We start from the raw sequence: 15,138 nt of genomic DNA on the forward strand, positions 1-15,138 counted from the left end.
GCGTCTCGAACGAGCCCATGTCGACATTTTCAACCCTGATCGTCGGTGGGCTTGCCACCGGCGCGATCTACGCCGTCGTCGCGATCGGCTTCGCATTGCTTTGGCAGGCGTCACAAACCATCAATTTTGCCCAGGGCGAGTTCGTCATGCTGCCGGCGTTTTTCGCGTTGATCGCGATGGGCATGGGCGCGCCCTATTGGCTCGCCGCTCTGGTGACGATCGGCATGTCCGTCGTGATCCTCGGCGCGATGTTCAAGCAGATGCTCGTCGATCCCATGATCAAGCACGGGGTCCTGCCCATGGCGATCGCGACGATGGCGCTGGCGATCTTCATGAAGGAAAGCGTCAAGGATCTCTACAGCGCCGAAGCCTACCCATTTCCTTCGCTGGTCCCCGACAGGAACCTCGCCATTCTCGGCGCCAACATCTCGCTGCAGCACATCGGCATCATCGTCACCGCGATCGGCGCGATCATCGGCCTGACCCTGCTGCTTGAGCGCACCTCCATCGGGCGCCAGATGCAGGCGACGGCGCAGAACCCCACCGTGGCGCGGCTGCTCGGCATTCCGGTCGAGCGCATGATCCTGCTGACCTTCGTCATCAACGCGGTGCTCGTCTCGATCGCCTCGCTGCTGGTCACGCCGATCTATCTGGCGAAATTCTCCAGCGGCGAGACCCTTGGTCTTGCGGCGTTCATCGCCGCCATCATCGGCGGGTTCAACCAGCTCCGCGGCGCCATCATCGGTGGCTTCCTGCTCGGCGTCGTCGACAATCTGGCCGCCGCCTACATCTCCACCCAGTACCGCAGCGCGGTGCCGCTCTTCATCCTGATCGCCGTGATCCTGTTCCGCCCGCACGGGATCGCGGGACGCAAGGAGGAGCGGACGGTATGATCGCCTTGCTGCGCTCCCGCCCCGCCGCTTGCGCCCTTGCGATCGGCGTGGCCTGTATCCTGCTTTTCCTGCCGCTGACGCTCTCGCGGTTCGGCAACTACATGCTCGCCATGTGGGCGGTCATGACCATCGCGGCGATGGGGCTCAACCTGACGCTCGGCTATGCTGGCCAGGTGTCGCTCGCGCAGGGCGCCTTCGTCGGCATCGGCGCCTACGCCACGGCGATCATGACGGTGAATGGCTGGCCGCTCTATGCGCCCCTGCTGCTGACCGTCGCGCTGTGCTTCGCGATCGGCTGGCTGCTCGGCTATCCGGCCCTGCGTGTCCAGCATCATTACCTCGCCTTCGTCACCCTGTCCTTCGCGACGCTGGCCTACCTCGTCTTCCGCAACGAGGAGTGGCTGACCAAGGGGACCTACGGGATCTTCGGCATTCCGCGTCCGACCCTCTTCGGGGTCTCGCTCAAGCACCACCTGAACTTCTATTATTTCTCGCTCGCCTGGCTCGTGATCTGCGCCGGCCTGATGCTGTGGCTGGTCAATTCCCCCTGGGGACGCGCCTTCACGGCGCTGCGTGAAAACCCTGCGCGGGCGCAGTCCCTCGGCGTTGACACCCGCCGCTACACGCTGATGGCCTTCGCGATCGGCTCGACGATGGGCGGGGTGGCGGGCGTGCTCTACGCGCCGCTGGTCGAGTTCATCGACCCCAACCCGTTCGGCCTGCCGCTGTCCTTCAGCCTGCTTCTGATGGTGATCGTCGGCGGCTCCGGCTATTTCCTCGGGCCGGCGCTCGGAGCCCTGATCGCCGTCCTCCTGCCCGAATGGCTGCGCGACTACACGCAAGGGTACTACCTCATCGCCTATGCGCTGCTGGTCATGGTCCTGCTGATCTACTCGCCTTCGGGCATCCTCGGCTGGGTCGAGCGCCGGACCGCGGACGCCCGCACCCGCCGCGCTTCGCTCGCCCGCCAGGCGGCCGTTCCGACCTATGATGCAGGCAGCGCCTCATGACCAAGGTTCTGGAGATCCACGGCATCAAGAAGCATTTTGGCGGCATACGCGCCGTGGATGGCGTCAGCTTCGATGTCAACAAGGGCGAGATCCTCGGCCTGATCGGCCCGAATGGCTGCGGCAAGTCGACCTTGTTCAACGCGGTCCTCGGTCAGCTCGAACCGACCGCCGGCCGCGTGATGCTGGATGGACACGACATCACCGGCATGAGGCCGGCCAGGCTGAGCCGGCTTGGCGTCAGCCGGACGTTCCAGCTTCTCCAGGTCTTCCCGGAGATGTCGGTGCGCGAGAATCTGATCCTGGCCGGACAGGAGCATCGCGGCACGATGGTCAGCCGGCTGTTCGGGCCGCGCGATGCCGGCCTCGGCGAGGCGGCGGACCGGATGATCGCATTCTTCAAGATGTCGCATCTGGCCGGCGAGAAGGCCGGCGGCCTGTCCTACGGCCAGCAGAAGCTCCTGGACGCGGCGATGGCCTTCATGGCGGGCCCGCGCCTCGTCCTCCTCGACGAGCCGGCCGGCGGCGTCAACCTCACCATGCTGGGCGCGCTGAAAGAGCGGTTGCGGGCGATCAATACCGAGCTCGGCGCCACCTTCGTCGTCATCGAGCACAATATGGAGTTCGTCATGAGCCTCTGTCAGCGCGTCGTGGTAATGGCGGAGGGACGCGTTCTGGCCATCGGCACTCCGGCCGAGATCAGGGCGAACCCGGCCGTGATCGATGCCTATCTCGGACATTGATCCTTCGATGAGCGAACCGGTCCTGGCCCTCGAGAACGTCACCGCCGGATACGGCAGGATGACCATTCTCAACGGCACGACATTCTCGGTCCCGCGCGGCGGCATCACGACGGTGATCGGACCGAACGGGGCCGGCAAGTCGACCGTCTTCAAGACGATCTTCGGCATGCTGCCCGCGCGCGCCGGCAGGATCGGCTTCGAGGGGAGGGACATCACCAACCTGCCGCCACGTGACCTGCTGGCGGCAGGGATTTGCTATATTCCCCAGGGGCGCAACATCTTCCCGCAGCTCTCGGTGCGCCATAACATCGAGCTCGGCGCCGTGACGGCGGCGCGGCGCCTCGACGATCTGCCGCGACGGATCGAGCGCGCGTTCGAGCGGTTTCCGGCACTGCGCGAAAAGGCGTCCGTCCAGGCATCCACCCTCTCCGGCGGGCAGCAGAAGCAGCTCGAGATCGCGCGCGGCCTCCTGCTCGATCCCAAGCTGATCCTGATCGACGAGCCCTCGATCGGCCTGTCTCCGAAACTCGTCCAGGAAACCTTCGCCGCCTTGCAGGAATTGCGCGCCGCCGGCGTCACCATCCTGCTGATCGAGCAGAATGCGCGTTCGGCTCTGGAGATCTCCGATCACGCGCTGGTGCTGGAGCTCGGGCAGGCACGGATCTTCGGGCCAGCGAAGGAGATCCTGCACGATCCTCGCGTCGCCGAACTGTTCCTGGGCGGCCTGGCGCATGACTGACCTGACCAGCCTCGAACACATCCTCGTCGAGGTCGAGGGGCCGCTGCTGTGGATCACCCTCAACCGTCCCGAGGTTCGCAATGCGATCCACCCGTCGGCGCACCGCGAACTCCACCGCATTTTCGACGCCTATGCCGCCGACCCCACCTTACGCGTCGCGATCCTGACGGGCGCAGGCGAGCGCGCCTTCTGCGCCGGCAGCGACATCAAGGCCCGGGCCCGGACCAATGCCGACGACTATCCGCCGACCGGCTATGGGGGACTGACCGCTCGCTTCGATCTCGACAAGCCCGTCATCGCTGCGGTGAACGGGTTCGCCCTGGGCGGCGGGGCCGAAATCGTGCTCGCCTGCGACATGGCCTATGCGGCCGACCATGCCGAGTTCGGTTTCCCGGAGCCTCGCGTCGGGTTGGCCGCGCTCGGCGGCGGCGGCCTGCAGCGCCTCGCGCGCAGCCTGCCGACCAAGTTCGCCATGGACCTCGCCCTGACGGGCCGGCGGGTTTCGGCCGCGGAAGCGAAGACCCTCGGCCTGATCAACGATCACGTCCCTGCAGCGGAACTGCGCAGCAAGGTGCGCGACGTCGCCCATATGATCGTCGCCAACGCCCCGCTGGCGATCGAAGCGTCCAAGGCCATCATCCGCGACTGCCTCGCGAGCCCCGATCTCGCGGCCTCGATGAGCCGGTCCTACCCGGCGGCGATCCGGATGCTCGAAAGCCGTGACGCGATCGAGGGCCAGAGCGCCTTCCTGGAGCGCCGGGAGCCGAACTGGCTGTACGAGTAGCCGCGCGGGGCACACCGAGAGGCGTCAACCGAGCGAGACGATCGTCCCGGTTGCCGCCGAGCGCTTGACGGCGTCGATGACGGCGAGCGTCGCCAGGCCTTCGCGCCCCGAGGCGATCGGTGCGGCGCCATTGCGAATGACATCGCAGAAGTGCCGGATCTGGAGCTTGAGCGGGTCCTCGGGGACGAACGGCACCCGCTCGCGCTGCAACGGCTCCCACCAGCTGCGCTTGTCGCGGTTCGACCAGACCTCGAGCTGTGGCACCGTCAAGGCGCCATGGGTGCCGCCGATCTGGTAACAGCCCTGGTCCTGCTGCGGATAGACGGGGTTCTCCCCGGTGGTGAGCTCCCAGCTCCACGGCGCCACGATCGAATCCGAGACGTTCACCGTGCCCAGCGCGCCGCTGGCGAAGCGGAGCAGGATGACGGCCGTCTCCTCGACGGCATGCCCTCGGACGGCGTTCGAGCTTTGCGCCTGCACGGAGACGACTTCGCCGCAGAGGTAGCGGAACAGATCGACATCATGGATCAGGTTGAGGAGCACGGGACCCGCGCCTTCCTCCCGCCGCCAGCCGACATCGAAATAGTCATCCGGCTTCATCAGCCAGAAATGCCCGTGCAGGGACAGGACGCGGCCGAGCCTGCCGCTGTCGATGATTTCCTTGGCCTTGGCGATCATGGGGTTGTAGCGACGGTGATGGCCGACCAGGAGCGGAACCGAAGCCCGCTCCGCAGCCTCCACCAGCCTGGCGCCGCCGGCCAGATCGTCGGCGATCGGCTTTTCGACGATGGCGGGGATGCCGGCCTCGATCGCCTCCAGCCCGTTCGCGACATGGAGCTGGTTCGGGGTCGCGATGATCACGCCTTCCGGCCGATCCTCGGCGATCATATCGCCAAAGCTGCGATACCAGCGCGCGCCCAGCCGCTCGGCCAGTGTCCTGCCGATCTCGGACGGATCGACGATGGCGCAGAGCGTGGCGCCGGCTTCGCTGGCGACGTGCTCGGCGTGACGCTTGCCGATCAGCCCGGCTCCCATCACCGCGATCTTCACGGGCGTCATCGGATCGATCCTCACGCGGCCTTCTCGTCGATGAGCCTGGCGACGCGCCGCAAAGCGAGCTGGTAGCCCTGCGTGCCGAAGCCGGCGATGACGCCGTCGGCGCGCAGCGAGACATAGGAATGGTGCCGGAAGGCCTCGCGCTTGTGCACGTTCGAGATGTGGCACTCGATGACGGGCGCCTCGAAGGTGTTCAACGCGTCGAGGATCGCGACCGAGGTATGGGTGAAGGCAGCCGGGTTGATGACGATGCCGCCGGCGGTCTCACGCGCCTCGTGGATCCAGTCGATGATCTCGTATTCGCGATTGGACTGGTGAAAGCGCAGCTCGAGCTTCAGTTCCTCGGCAAGCTTGCGGCAGTCGCGCTCGACATCGGCCAGCGTCTCATGGCCATAGATGTGCGGCTGGCGCTTGCCGAGCAGGTTGAGGTTCGGTCCGTTCAGGACATAGACGAGGCGTGACATCTGCGATCCGTTCAGTTGGGGTTGTCAGTGCTTGTGCAGGATTTCGCCGAGGAACCGCCGGGTCCGTTCGTGACGCGGATTGCCGAAGAACTCTTCCGGCGGCGCCTCCTCGACGATCGCGCCAGAGGCCATGAAGATGACGCGGTTCGCCACCTGCCGGGCAAAACCCATCTCATGGGTGACGCAGATCATGGTCATGCCCTCCTCGGCGAGCGTGATCATGGTGTCTAGCACCTCCTTGACCATCTCCGGGTCGAGCGCCGAGGTCGGTTCGTCGAACAGCATCACCTTGGGTCTCATGCAGAGCGCCCGCGCGATGGCGACGCGCTGCTGCTGGCCGCCGGAGAGTTGCGCCGGATATTTCTCCGCCTGTTCGAGTATCTTGACGCGGCCGAGCAGCGTGCGGGCGGTCGCCTCGGCCTCCGCCTTGCTCACCCCGAGCGAGCGCATCGGCGCCAGCATGCAGTTCTGCAGCACGCTCAGATGGGGGAACAGGTTGAAATGCTGGAAGACCATGCCGACCTCGCGGCGCACCGCGTCGATCGTCTTCGCATCGTCTCCGAGCTTGGTGCCGCCGACCCGGATTTCGCCCTTCTGGTAGCCTTCCAGATGGTTGATGCAGCGGATCAGCGTCGATTTGCCGGACCCTGACGGCCCGCAAAGCACGATGCGCTCGCCTTTGCGGACCGCGAGATTGATGTCGGTCAGGGCCTTGAACTCGCCATACCATTTCTCGACATGGTTCATCGCGATCATGGCGTCCGCCCCGCCCAAGGGCGCTTCGGCATTCGGCTGGTTCATGGCCCCGGTTCCGATCGGTCGCTCGCTCAGCTCACGACGAAGGGCACGCCTTCGACGCTGGCCGGGAATTCGGGCAGGGGCACCTTCATCCAGGTGGCATAGGCCTTGGCGAGCTCGCCATTGGCCTTGACCTTGTCGATGAAGCTGTTGAGCGTCGCGTTGATCTCCTTTTCGCCGAGGCGGGTGCAGGCGCCGTTGTAGAGGCGCTGGAATTCGAGCTTGTCCTCGAAGGTATCGGGCTTCTGCGCGTTGAGCCGCTGGACATAGAACATGTTGGCACCGACCGCCTGCACCTGCCCGGACAACAGCGCCTGGAGGGTTGCGGCGTCGTCGTCATAGCGGCGGATCGTCGTGCCCTCTGGCGCATTCTTGGTGATCTGCGTGTCCTGCGTGCTGGATCGAGGCACGCCGATCACCAGCTTGCCCATATCGGCATTGGTCTTGACGACGGTGCTCTTCGCCGCGACCAGCGTGATGTAGTTAGCCGCGTAAGGCTTGCTGTACTGAACGGCCTTGGCGCGCTCGGGCAGCATCGCCATGGTGGCGAACAGCACGTCGACGCGGCCCGCGGTCAGTGCCGGAATCCGATTGGCGACTGCGAGCGGCGTGAACTCGACCTGGACGCCGAGCTCCTTGGCGAAGAGCTCGCCCATCGCAGCGTCGAGACCTTCCTGCTTGCCGCTGGTATTCACAAAGCCGAAGGGCGGGTTGTCGCCCTGGATGCCGACGATCACCTTGCCGCGTTTCTTGATCTCATCCGGCGTGGTGGCGAAGGCCGCGCGGGTGAGCACGGCCGGCATCGCGAGGCTCACCGCTCCGGTCACGAGCAGGCTGCGGCGGGTGGGCTTGAAGATCGACATGTTTCTCTCCCTTGGTCGTTGTTGACGGGTAGGCGGTGAAGGAGGTCTGCTCAGCGCGTGGCGATGGCCATGCGCCGCTCCAGATGCGAGCCGTAGAGCGAAAGCGGCCAGCACAGCAGGAAGTAGAGTGCGCCGACGATCCCGAAGACGAGCAGCGGCTGGAAGATCTGGTTGGAGACGATGTTGCCGGCGCGCGTCAGCTCGGTGAAGCCGACGATGGCGGCGAGCGAGGTGCCCTTGATCAGCTGGACCAGGAAGCCGATCGTCGCCGGCAGCGAGATGCGGATCGCCTGCGGCAGGATCACGTCCTTCATCCGCCAGACATAATGCAGGCTCAGCGCCTTGGCGGCCTCGGTCTGCCCCTTCGGCACGGCCTCGATCGAACCGCGCCAGATCTCGCCGAGATAGGCGCTGGCATGGAGCGTGAAGCCGATCGCGACGGCGACCCAGGCATCGAGCTTCAGCCCCACCAGCGCCAGCCCATAATAGACGACGAAGAGCTGCATCAGCAGCGGCGTGCCCTGGAACAGGGCGATATAGCCGGCCGTGACCCGCTCGAGCAGCGGCCGGCCGGAGGTCCGCGCCAGCGCGATGGCGAGCCCGAAGACGCCGCCGCCGATGAAGCCGACGATGGACAGCAGCACGGTCCATTTCAGGCCGGTGAGCAGGAAGAGGAACTCGTTCGCACCCATCGCGCCCTCACTTCACCGGATAGCTGAAGTAACGGGTCGAGATCGCCGCGAAGAAGCGCATCATCACCCAGGAGATGACGAGGTAGAACAGCGTGATCGTGCCGTAGACCTCGAAGGAGCGGAAACTGTCGGACTCGATCCGCTGCGCCACCGAAGTCAGCTCATAGGCCGAAATCGCCGAGGCGACAGACGTGGTCAGCGTCAGCAGCACGAACTGGCTGGTCAGCGACGGGAAGATCGCCCTGAGTGCCGGCTTCAGCACGATCAGCCGGAAGACCTGCGCCTTGTGCAGGCCGAGCGCGAGACCAGCCTCGATCTGGCCCTTGCCGATCGACTGCACGCCGCCGCGGATGATCTCGATCGCATAGGCACCGCCATTGATGCCGAGCGCGATGATCGCGGTGGGCGTCGGATCGAGCCTCACGCCCGCCAGCGGCAGCGCGAAATAGATGAAGAAGATCTGGACCAGGAAGGGCGTGTTGCGGATCAGCTCGACGAAGGCCTTCACCAGCCAGCGCACCGGAGCGATCTTCGAGTCGCGCAGTATCACGCCGCCGACGCCGATGACGATGGCGAGCGCCATCCCGCCCAAAGCGAGGCCGAAAGTGCCCAGGCACGCCATGAGCAGGGCCGGCATGCCTTCGATCACAGGCGTGAAATCGAGCGTGTAGTTCATAACCTCTCCCGGGACGGCCGATCTTCTGAAGGATCAGTCCGGTGATGTCAGTGAGCGCCGCGCAGGGCGGACGGGTTACGCGGCGGATCTTCTTGTGTGGAGTATCCTCGTTGTCGCGTCGAAGAGCGCTCGCAGATGAACCTCGCCGGGTTCAGCACCTTTCGGCACTTCGACCGAGATCACGGCGTCCTGTGGAATGACGCCGAGGAGGTCGCCGAGCGGCAAAGCTCCGAACCCCGGGAGCAGCCGCCCGCCGCGCGCCTCGGCAATCAGAGCTACAGTGTCCTCGGGGCGCTCGGCCTGTGCATCGCAAAGCTGAACGCTTCGGATCATGCTCGGCGGCAGCCTGATCAAATCGCCCGGGCTGCCGCCCGAACGCGCCAAATGCAGCGCATCGACGAGCACGCCGACATTCGTCATTCTTGTCGCGGCGACAGCCCTGACCGCGGTCTCGAGCGTCCCGATCTGCCGCCACGGCATGATCTCGAGATCGACTGCCATGCCGACAGCGGCCGTCAATTCTGCCAAGGCCGAGAGGTTCGCGACGAAGCGCCCATTGTCCGGATCATCACCGCAGACGCTCAATCGGCGTGCACCGAGCTCCGCCGCAGAATCCAAGACGGCGGAGAGATTCGTCGGAGAGAATGCGCCGTCGACCACGACGAACTCGATGTCATAGACGCCGATCCCGGCCTGCCGAAGGGCGGTCTTGGTTTGACGCATCTCTGCACTGCCCGGGGCCAGCGTATAGAATGGCGCTCCCGGGAAGGCGGGGTGGAGCCGCAGGCCGACGGAGGCGTATCCGACCTGCCCAGCCAAATCGACGAAATCGGCCGGACGCATCTCGATGCAGGAGAAATGCGCGATACCCAGGGGCGGCGAGGTTCGGCTCACGGCGCTATCCTGTCCGAGAGATGTGCGGCCAGATTGCTCCCCGTCCGATGGATATGCTCCCGCAGGCGTTCGCAGGCGAAATCGGCGTCCCGCGCCACCGCGCCCTGCGCAATCTCGCTGTGCTCGACGCTGACATTGCGATCGCCGGATGTGCGAACGAGAAAGCTGCGGCGATAGCGGTCGTTGAGATTGAGAAGGGTTCGGCAGAAGCCGAGCAGGAGCGGCATCTGGCAGCCGGCGAGCAAGGTGAGATGGAATTCCCGATGTAGCGCCTCCCAGCGCTCGAGCGTCGCCGGATCCGCCGGGTTTCGTTCAGCGGTGTTCAGCCTGTGGAGGGCTCTCATCACGTCGCCCTCCCACTCGGGAGGGGCAACCGACGTCGCCTGGCGCAAGGCCAGCGTCTCGAATTCTTCCCGTAGCCTCGTGATCTCGCGAAGATCGGTGACCGACACCGGCGCGACGCGATAGCCGCGATTGTCCTCGAAGATGACCAGGCCATCCGGGATGAGCCGGGCCAGAGCCTCCCGCAGCGGACTGAGGGAGACCGCGAAAATCTCGCGGGCCCGGTCGAGATTGATCTTGGCACCGGCCTCGAGCTGTCCCGAAACGATCGCTTCGCGCAGGCGCTCGACCAGCTGGCTCGCGATGGTGTTCTTGCCGTCGTCGACAAACACGCTCTGCCAAGCCCCGGCGCCATCCACTCCAGCGTTCAGCGCGGCCGCAGCGCGAGCCTCCGACACTGTTCTTTTGGGAGCGCCGTCAGCGGTCACTGCGGGGAGCCTCTTGCGTCATGTCACTCGGCAGGTCATAAATAAACGATTATCCTAAGTCAACTCTGCCTCGGTCTGATCTGGGATCCTGAACGAGAGTACGGTATTTCAATATGATCGCAAGAATTTTGACGCAGGGCGCCGGCTCCGTGAGCACCAAGGATTGACAAATCATCGATTATTTTTGATAAGCCGCAGCCGCCTGCAAAAAAATGCCAGGGGAGGTGAGGCATGCTTATCGAGCGACAGCAGGACGTCACGCCGGCCGTGCTGGAGGTGATGAAGCGAACGCAGGATCCGCGGATGCGCGAGATCATGGTTTCGCTCGTGACGCATCTGCACGGCTTCATCCGCGACGTCCGCCTCACCGAGGCCGAATTCCGTGACGCGACGGCGATCCTGAACGAGATCGGCGCGCTCGCATCCGACACCCACAACGAATTCGTGCTGATGTCCGGCTCGCTCGGCGTGTCCTCTCTCGTCTGCCTGCTCAACAATGGCGACCGCGGCAACACGGAGACGTCGCAGTCCCTTCTGGGTCCGTTCTGGCGGCTGAATTCGCCGCGGGTGGCCAATGGCGGCACGATCGTCAGATCGGACACGCCCGGGCACCCCTTGTTCGTCAATGCCCGCGTCGTCGATGGGGCAGGCCGCCCGATCGCGGGCGCCGAGGTCGACGTCTGGCACGCCTCGCCAGTCGGGCTCTACGAGAACCAGGATCCCGAGCAAGCCGAGATGAACCTGCGCGGCAAGTTCACGACCGACGCCGATGGCCGCTTCTGGTTCAGCTCGGTGATGATGGTCGGTTATCCCATTCCGACGGATGGGGTGGTCGGCCGCCTTCTGAAGGCACAGGACCGCCACCCGATGCGGCCGGCGCATCTGCATGCGCTGATCTTCAAGCCGGGCTTCAAGGTGCTGATCTCGCAGGTCTACGACTCCAACGATCCTCACATTGAGTCAGACGTCCAGTTCGGCGTGACGAAGGCGCTGCTCGGCGATTTCGTCCGGCATGACGAGCCGCATCCTTTCGAGCCCGGCGTGAGCGCTCCCTGGTATTCTCTCGACTACACCTACGTCATGGAGCCGGGCGAAGCGGTGCTGCCCCGGCCGCCGATCAAGTAAGCCCCATCGTTCGAAGTCCGGAAGGAAGCGCTGCCGTGTTGACCGACGAAGACCACCGCAAGGCCGCCGAAGCCATCCTGAAGGCCGAGCGCGAGCGGGTGCCATGCCCCCAGCTTTCAAAGACATTTCCCGGGATGGAGATCGCCGACGCCTATCGCGTGCAGGATCTCTGGGCTGAAGCGCGGATCGCCAATGGCGCCCGGCTCGCCGGCCACAAGATCGGCCTGACCTCGCGCGCCATGCAGATGGCCTCCAAGATCACCGAGCCCGATTACGGCCGCATCCTCGACGACGCGCTCTACAATGACGGCGCCCGGATCAAGGCAGACACGTTCATCAAGCCCCGGCTCGAGGTCGAACTCGCCTTCATCATGGGCGAAGACCTCTCCGGCCCCGCCTGCCGGGTCCACGACGTGATGCGCGCGACCGAATTCGTCGTTCCGGCGCTGGAGATCATCGACTACCGCACCGAGGTTCCGCGAGCCATCGTCGACACCATCGCCGACAACGCCGCCTTCGGCGCCATCGTCCTCGGCGGCCGCACGATCCGCCCTTTCGACGTCGACGTGCGCTGGATCGGCGCGACGCTTTCGCAGAACGGCATCATCGAGGAATCAGGCGTCTCGGCAGCCATCATGGGCCATCCCGCCGCGGGCATCGCCTGGTTGGTCAACAAGCTGCACGACGTCGGAGCAGGATTGAAGAAGGGCCAGATCGTGCTGGGCGGCTCCTTCACCCGGCCGGTCGACATCAAGACGGGCGACGTCATCCATGCCGATTACGGTCCGCTCGGCGCCATCGGCGTGTCGTTCATCTGAGGTGCCGACATGAACCTGCCGGAAAACCGCTTCAAGCGCGCTCTGCGCGAAGGCCGCCAGCAGATCGGCCTCTGGTGCAGCCTGCCAGGCAGCTATGCGGCGGAGGCCGTGGCCGGATCCGGCTACGACTGGCTGCTCTTCGACACCGAGCATTCGCCCGGCGATCCGCTGACGGTCCTGGCCCAGCTCCAGGCCGTCGCGCCCTATGATGTCTCGGCGGTCGTCCGCCCTGCGAGCAACGACACCGTCCTGATCAAGCGCTTCCTCGATCTTGGCGCACAGACCCTGCTGATCCCCTATGTGCAGAACGCCGACGAAGCGCGCGCCGCCGTCGCGGCGATGCGTTATGCGCCCGACGGTGTTCGCGGCGTCTCCGGCCTGACCCGGGCAACGCGCTTCGGCCGGGTTGCCGGCTATGCCAGAAAGGCCGCGGAGGAGCTCTGCCTGCTCGTGCAGGTCGAGACCGGCGAAGCGCTCGATCGGCTCGAGGAGATCGCCTCGGTCGAGGGAGTCGACGGTGTATTCATCGGGCCGGCGGATCTCGCCGCGAGCCTGGGCCATGCGGGCGAGCCCGGACATCCAAATGTTGTCGCTGCCGTCGAGGACGCGATCCGCCGAATCCGGACCATTGGGAAGCCTGCAGGCATCCTGACACCGGACACGGCCTTCGCCCAGCGCTGCATCGAGATCGGCACCCACTTCACCGCCGTCGCGATCGACGTCGGCATCCTGGCACGCGGCACCGAGGCCGTAGCGCGCCAGTTCAAACCGAGCTGAAAGTTCGGATTCCGAAACCAAGCTGGTGAGAATCCCGAGGGTGCAACCGCAAGGTAACCGGCGCACCGAGATGATGGCCGACAAGACTCGTCTCGATGCCATCCCCCAGATGATGAAGGGTCAGTGTCCAACGAGAGCTTCGGCCTCGATGGCTTCGGGATCCTCGCCGACTTTCTGTAGCCACGAGAACACCGGCGGGAGCCGATCGGCAATCGACTCGACGACGATGTCGATGAAGACCGGCTCCTCGAGGGCAAAGGCTTCCGCGAAAGCCTGCTCGAGCTCATCGGCGGTTTCGACGCGGTAGCCGCGGATTCCGTAAACCTGGGCCAGGCGGCTCATGTCGTAGCGACCGAAATCGACCCCGAAGGTCGGATCATTGGTCTGCGCAGTTTGCAGTCCATCTTGCTTTCTCTCGGCCGCGTGGTGTCGGTCCGTCACACGCTGAAGGGCCTTGATCCAGCCGAAGCAGGCATTGTTGAAATGCAGCATGACGACAGGCACCTGAAGACGCGACAGCGTTTCAAGCTCGCCCGCCGACATGCCGAGCGATCCGTCACCGAACAGGGCGACGGGCCTCACATCGGGAGCCGCGAGCCAGGCGCCGACCGCAGCCGGAAGGGCATAACCGAGGCCGCCGAAGAAGCGCGGGATGACGAGCTTCGACACCGCGTCGCGCTGGCGCAGATAGCGCGTGGCATAGGGCGTGGGCGTCCCTGCATCCGAGACGACGTGGGACGGCGTCGGCAGATGCCGGTTCAGGGTCTCGATGATCCGCTCGGGCCGAAGCGGCGTGGCGTTGTCCTGAAGGCGCCCGGAGAGCACGGTCCAGAACCGCTCCCGCCGCTCGTTGATCTGGCCGATCCACCGGGCGGTCCTGCCGGCGCCGGATGTCGGCGCACGTGCCAGGAGCGCTTCGACGACGGCCTTCGCGTCGCCGGCCAACGGAAAATCGATGGGATAGGTGTTGCCCATGATTTCGGGGTCGACATCGATCTGGATGATGCGCGTCTCGCCCGCCGGGTCCGGCCAGCGCCAGTTCATGGTCGCGACCGATCCCATGCGGCAGCCGACATAGATCGCAAGGTCGGCCCGGCCGAGCGCCCAGAGCGCGTGCGGGTGGAAGCCGTTGTCCCCGATGATGCCGATGCCGAGGCGATGATCGTCCCGGATCACGCCCTGACCCGTAATTGTCGTCACGACGGGAATGCCGAGCTTCTCGGCCAGCGCGACGATCGCCTCGCCGGCCTGGGATCGATTGGCGCCGCCGCCGGCGACGATCAGGGGCCGCTCCGCCGCCAGGATTGCATCGAACGCTGCCGCGATCTCCGCATCGGCGGGACGGGTGCGAAACGCCGGGGCGCGCGAGCATGAGGCCTCGACATGGAGCGAGACGCCGCTCGCAGGCACGTCCTCGTAGAGAACGTTCTCAGGCAGAGCCAGCACGACGGCGCCGGGGCAGCCGGCCGTCGCCTGCCTGAAAGCCCGCCGCACAAGCTCCGGCAGCTTGCCGACATGACCCAGCGTTTCCGTGTGCTTCGCGATCGGCGCGAACAGCGCCTCGACCGGCAGTTCCGTCAGCGTCCCGCGGCCAACGCCGGGTTGGGGGATGTCGTTGACCAGCAGGATCAGCGGAACCGACGACCTGTTCGCCTCCGCCACACCCGGCAGCCCGTACATTGCGCCCGCACCGCTGGGAACCTCGGCGAGACCGGGCTTGCCCGAGATGCGCGCATAGCAGTCGGCCATGAAGACAGCCGAGCGCTCGTCGCGGCAGACGATGTGGCGCGGCGCGCCGGGCGTGTTGCGGAGTGCTTCGTAGAACGCGACGTTGGTGTCGCCGGGAACGCCGAAGATCACCTCGACTCCGTAGTCACGCAGCATCGAAACCAGGGCGGTGGCACCGTTCATCTGCTTGCTCCTTGCTCTGGCGTGCAAGGTGCGGAAAGCCGGTGACGACGCCTACCGTCGAAGTGCCGCCAGAACGGCCTTCGTCCGGCGAAATCTCCAAGCAAGTCGACAGAACGACGGGTGCTCCG

At 65.5% G+C, this 15,138-nt stretch carries 17 protein-coding genes; 8 read left to right on the plus strand and 9 right to left on the minus strand.

Annotation, left to right across the window (positions count from 1 at the left end):
- Positions 1-17: 17 nt before the first annotated feature.
- Genes V7S63_RS13195 through V7S63_RS13215 form a run of 5 tightly spaced genes read left to right on the plus strand, consistent with a single transcriptional unit; the run spans position 18 to position 4,166 of the window.
- Complete coding sequence (locus V7S63_RS13195; protein WP_091837242.1) at positions 18-893, plus strand: branched-chain amino acid ABC transporter permease; 876 nt, start codon at positions 18-20, stop codon at positions 891-893.
- Positions 890-1,903: a branched-chain amino acid ABC transporter permease gene (locus V7S63_RS13200; RefSeq protein WP_091837240.1), complete on the plus strand. Its 1,014-nt coding sequence runs from the start codon at positions 890-892 to the stop codon at positions 1,901-1,903. Before V7S63_RS13195 ends, V7S63_RS13200 begins: the two co-directional genes overlap by 4 nt.
- Positions 1,900-2,643 carry an ABC transporter ATP-binding protein gene (locus V7S63_RS13205; RefSeq protein WP_100961554.1) on the plus strand — a complete coding sequence of 248 codons (744 nt, stop codon included), beginning with the start codon at positions 1,900-1,902 and terminating at the stop codon, positions 2,641-2,643. Before V7S63_RS13200 ends, V7S63_RS13205 begins: the two co-directional genes overlap by 4 nt.
- Positions 2,644-2,650: 7 nt before the next feature.
- Entirely contained in the window at positions 2,651-3,382 is a 732-nt protein-coding gene (locus V7S63_RS13210) for an ABC transporter ATP-binding protein (protein WP_091837235.1), read from the plus strand.
- Positions 3,375-4,166 (plus strand): enoyl-CoA hydratase-related protein, encoded by a 792-nt coding sequence (locus tag V7S63_RS13215; RefSeq protein ID WP_336530546.1) that lies wholly within the window; start codon positions 3,375-3,377, stop codon positions 4,164-4,166. Before V7S63_RS13210 ends, V7S63_RS13215 begins: the two co-directional genes overlap by 8 nt.
- Before the next feature lie 24 nt (positions 4,167-4,190).
- On the opposite strand, the gene V7S63_RS13220 is transcribed toward V7S63_RS13215, so the two are convergent.
- The 8 genes from V7S63_RS13220 to V7S63_RS13255 form a co-directional block, all read right to left on the minus strand.
- Positions 4,191-5,225 carry a Gfo/Idh/MocA family protein gene (locus V7S63_RS13220; protein ID WP_336530547.1) on the minus strand — a complete coding sequence of 345 codons (1,035 nt, stop codon included), beginning with the start codon at positions 5,223-5,225 and terminating at the stop codon, positions 4,191-4,193.
- An 11-nt stretch (positions 5,226-5,236) separates the two neighbouring features.
- Complete coding sequence (aroQ, locus tag V7S63_RS13225; RefSeq protein ID WP_091837231.1) at positions 5,237-5,686, minus strand: type II 3-dehydroquinate dehydratase; 450 nt, start codon at positions 5,684-5,686, stop codon at positions 5,237-5,239.
- Positions 5,687-5,710: 24 nt separating this feature from the next.
- Positions 5,711-6,442 carry an amino acid ABC transporter ATP-binding protein gene (locus V7S63_RS13230; RefSeq protein WP_336530605.1) on the minus strand — a complete coding sequence of 244 codons (732 nt, stop codon included), beginning with the start codon at positions 6,440-6,442 and terminating at the stop codon, positions 5,711-5,713.
- Positions 6,443-6,513: 71 nt separating this feature from the next.
- Positions 6,514-7,341 carry a transporter substrate-binding domain-containing protein gene (locus V7S63_RS13235; protein ID WP_336530606.1) on the minus strand — a complete coding sequence of 276 codons (828 nt, stop codon included), beginning with the start codon at positions 7,339-7,341 and terminating at the stop codon, positions 6,514-6,516.
- Between the two features lie 56 nt (positions 7,342-7,397).
- On the minus strand, positions 7,398-8,039 hold the full coding sequence (locus tag V7S63_RS13240; protein ID WP_336530548.1) for an amino acid ABC transporter permease: 642 nt from the start codon (positions 8,037-8,039) through the stop codon (positions 7,398-7,400).
- 7 nt (positions 8,040-8,046) lie between these two features.
- Positions 8,047-8,715 (minus strand): amino acid ABC transporter permease, encoded by a 669-nt coding sequence (locus V7S63_RS13245; protein WP_091837225.1) that lies wholly within the window; start codon positions 8,713-8,715, stop codon positions 8,047-8,049.
- Between the two features lie 75 nt (positions 8,716-8,790).
- Positions 8,791-9,609: a sugar phosphate isomerase/epimerase family protein gene (locus V7S63_RS13250; protein WP_336530549.1), complete on the minus strand. Its 819-nt coding sequence runs from the start codon at positions 9,607-9,609 to the stop codon at positions 8,791-8,793.
- Positions 9,606-10,322, minus strand: coding sequence for a GntR family transcriptional regulator (locus V7S63_RS13255; protein WP_336530607.1), 717 nt, complete (start codon positions 10,320-10,322; stop codon positions 9,606-9,608). The genes V7S63_RS13250 and V7S63_RS13255 overlap by 4 nt, the downstream gene beginning before the upstream one ends.
- 288 nt (positions 10,323-10,610) lie before the next feature.
- On the opposite strand from V7S63_RS13255, the gene V7S63_RS13260 reads away from it, so the two are divergent.
- The 3 genes from V7S63_RS13260 to hpaI are packed head-to-tail and all read left to right on the plus strand — an operon-like array spanning position 10,611 to position 13,099.
- On the plus strand, positions 10,611-11,504 hold the full coding sequence (locus tag V7S63_RS13260) for a dioxygenase family protein (RefSeq protein ID WP_336530550.1): 894 nt from the start codon (positions 10,611-10,613) through the stop codon (positions 11,502-11,504).
- Positions 11,505-11,539: 35 nt separating this feature from the next.
- Positions 11,540-12,322 carry a 2-oxo-hept-4-ene-1,7-dioate hydratase gene (hpaH, locus tag V7S63_RS13265; RefSeq protein WP_336530551.1) on the plus strand — a complete coding sequence of 261 codons (783 nt, stop codon included), beginning with the start codon at positions 11,540-11,542 and terminating at the stop codon, positions 12,320-12,322.
- 9 nt (positions 12,323-12,331) lie between these two features.
- A complete protein-coding gene (gene hpaI, locus V7S63_RS13270; RefSeq protein WP_336530552.1) occupies positions 12,332-13,099 on the plus strand; it encodes a 4-hydroxy-2-oxoheptanedioate aldolase in 768 nt (255 codons plus the stop codon).
- A gap of 120 nt (positions 13,100-13,219) precedes the next feature.
- On the opposite strand, the gene V7S63_RS13275 is transcribed toward hpaI, so the two are convergent.
- Positions 13,220-15,010: a thiamine pyrophosphate-binding protein gene (locus tag V7S63_RS13275; protein ID WP_336530553.1), complete on the minus strand. Its 1,791-nt coding sequence runs from the start codon at positions 15,008-15,010 to the stop codon at positions 13,220-13,222.
- Positions 15,011-15,138 lie beyond the last annotated feature (128 nt).

Source organism: Allobosea sp. CCNWLY174, from assembly GCF_037120455.1.
GTDB classification, from domain to species: Bacteria; Pseudomonadota; Alphaproteobacteria; order Rhizobiales; family Beijerinckiaceae; genus Allobosea; species Allobosea lupini.

Bases quoted from the DNA above. Each gene is read 5' to 3' on its own strand.
- V7S63_RS13195 (WP_091837242.1), top strand. From the start codon at position 18: ATGTCGACATTTTCAACCCTGATCGTCGGTGGGCTTGCCACCGGCGCG.
- V7S63_RS13200 (WP_091837240.1), top strand. From the start codon at position 890: ATGATCGCCTTGCTGCGCTCCCGCCCCGCCGCTTGCGCCCTTGCGATC.
- V7S63_RS13205 (WP_100961554.1), top strand. From the start codon at position 1,900: ATGACCAAGGTTCTGGAGATCCACGGCATCAAGAAGCATTTTGGCGGC.
- V7S63_RS13210 (WP_091837235.1), top strand. From the start codon at position 2,651: ATGAGCGAACCGGTCCTGGCCCTCGAGAACGTCACCGCCGGATACGGC.
- V7S63_RS13215 (WP_336530546.1), top strand. From the start codon at position 3,375: ATGACTGACCTGACCAGCCTCGAACACATCCTCGTCGAGGTCGAGGGG.
- V7S63_RS13220 (WP_336530547.1), bottom strand. From the start codon at position 5,225: ATGACGCCCGTGAAGATCGCGGTGATGGGAGCCGGGCTGATCGGCAAG.
- aroQ (WP_091837231.1), bottom strand. From the start codon at position 5,686: ATGTCACGCCTCGTCTATGTCCTGAACGGACCGAACCTCAACCTGCTC.
- V7S63_RS13230 (WP_336530605.1), bottom strand. From the start codon at position 6,442: ATGATCGCGATGAACCATGTCGAGAAATGGTATGGCGAGTTCAAGGCC.
- V7S63_RS13240 (WP_336530548.1), bottom strand. From the start codon at position 8,039: ATGGGTGCGAACGAGTTCCTCTTCCTGCTCACCGGCCTGAAATGGACC.
- V7S63_RS13245 (WP_091837225.1), bottom strand. From the start codon at position 8,715: ATGAACTACACGCTCGATTTCACGCCTGTGATCGAAGGCATGCCGGCC.
- V7S63_RS13260 (WP_336530550.1), top strand. From the start codon at position 10,611: ATGCTTATCGAGCGACAGCAGGACGTCACGCCGGCCGTGCTGGAGGTG.
- hpaI (WP_336530552.1), top strand. From the start codon at position 12,332: ATGAACCTGCCGGAAAACCGCTTCAAGCGCGCTCTGCGCGAAGGCCGC.
- V7S63_RS13275 (WP_336530553.1), bottom strand. From the start codon at position 15,010: ATGAACGGTGCCACCGCCCTGGTTTCGATGCTGCGTGACTACGGAGTC.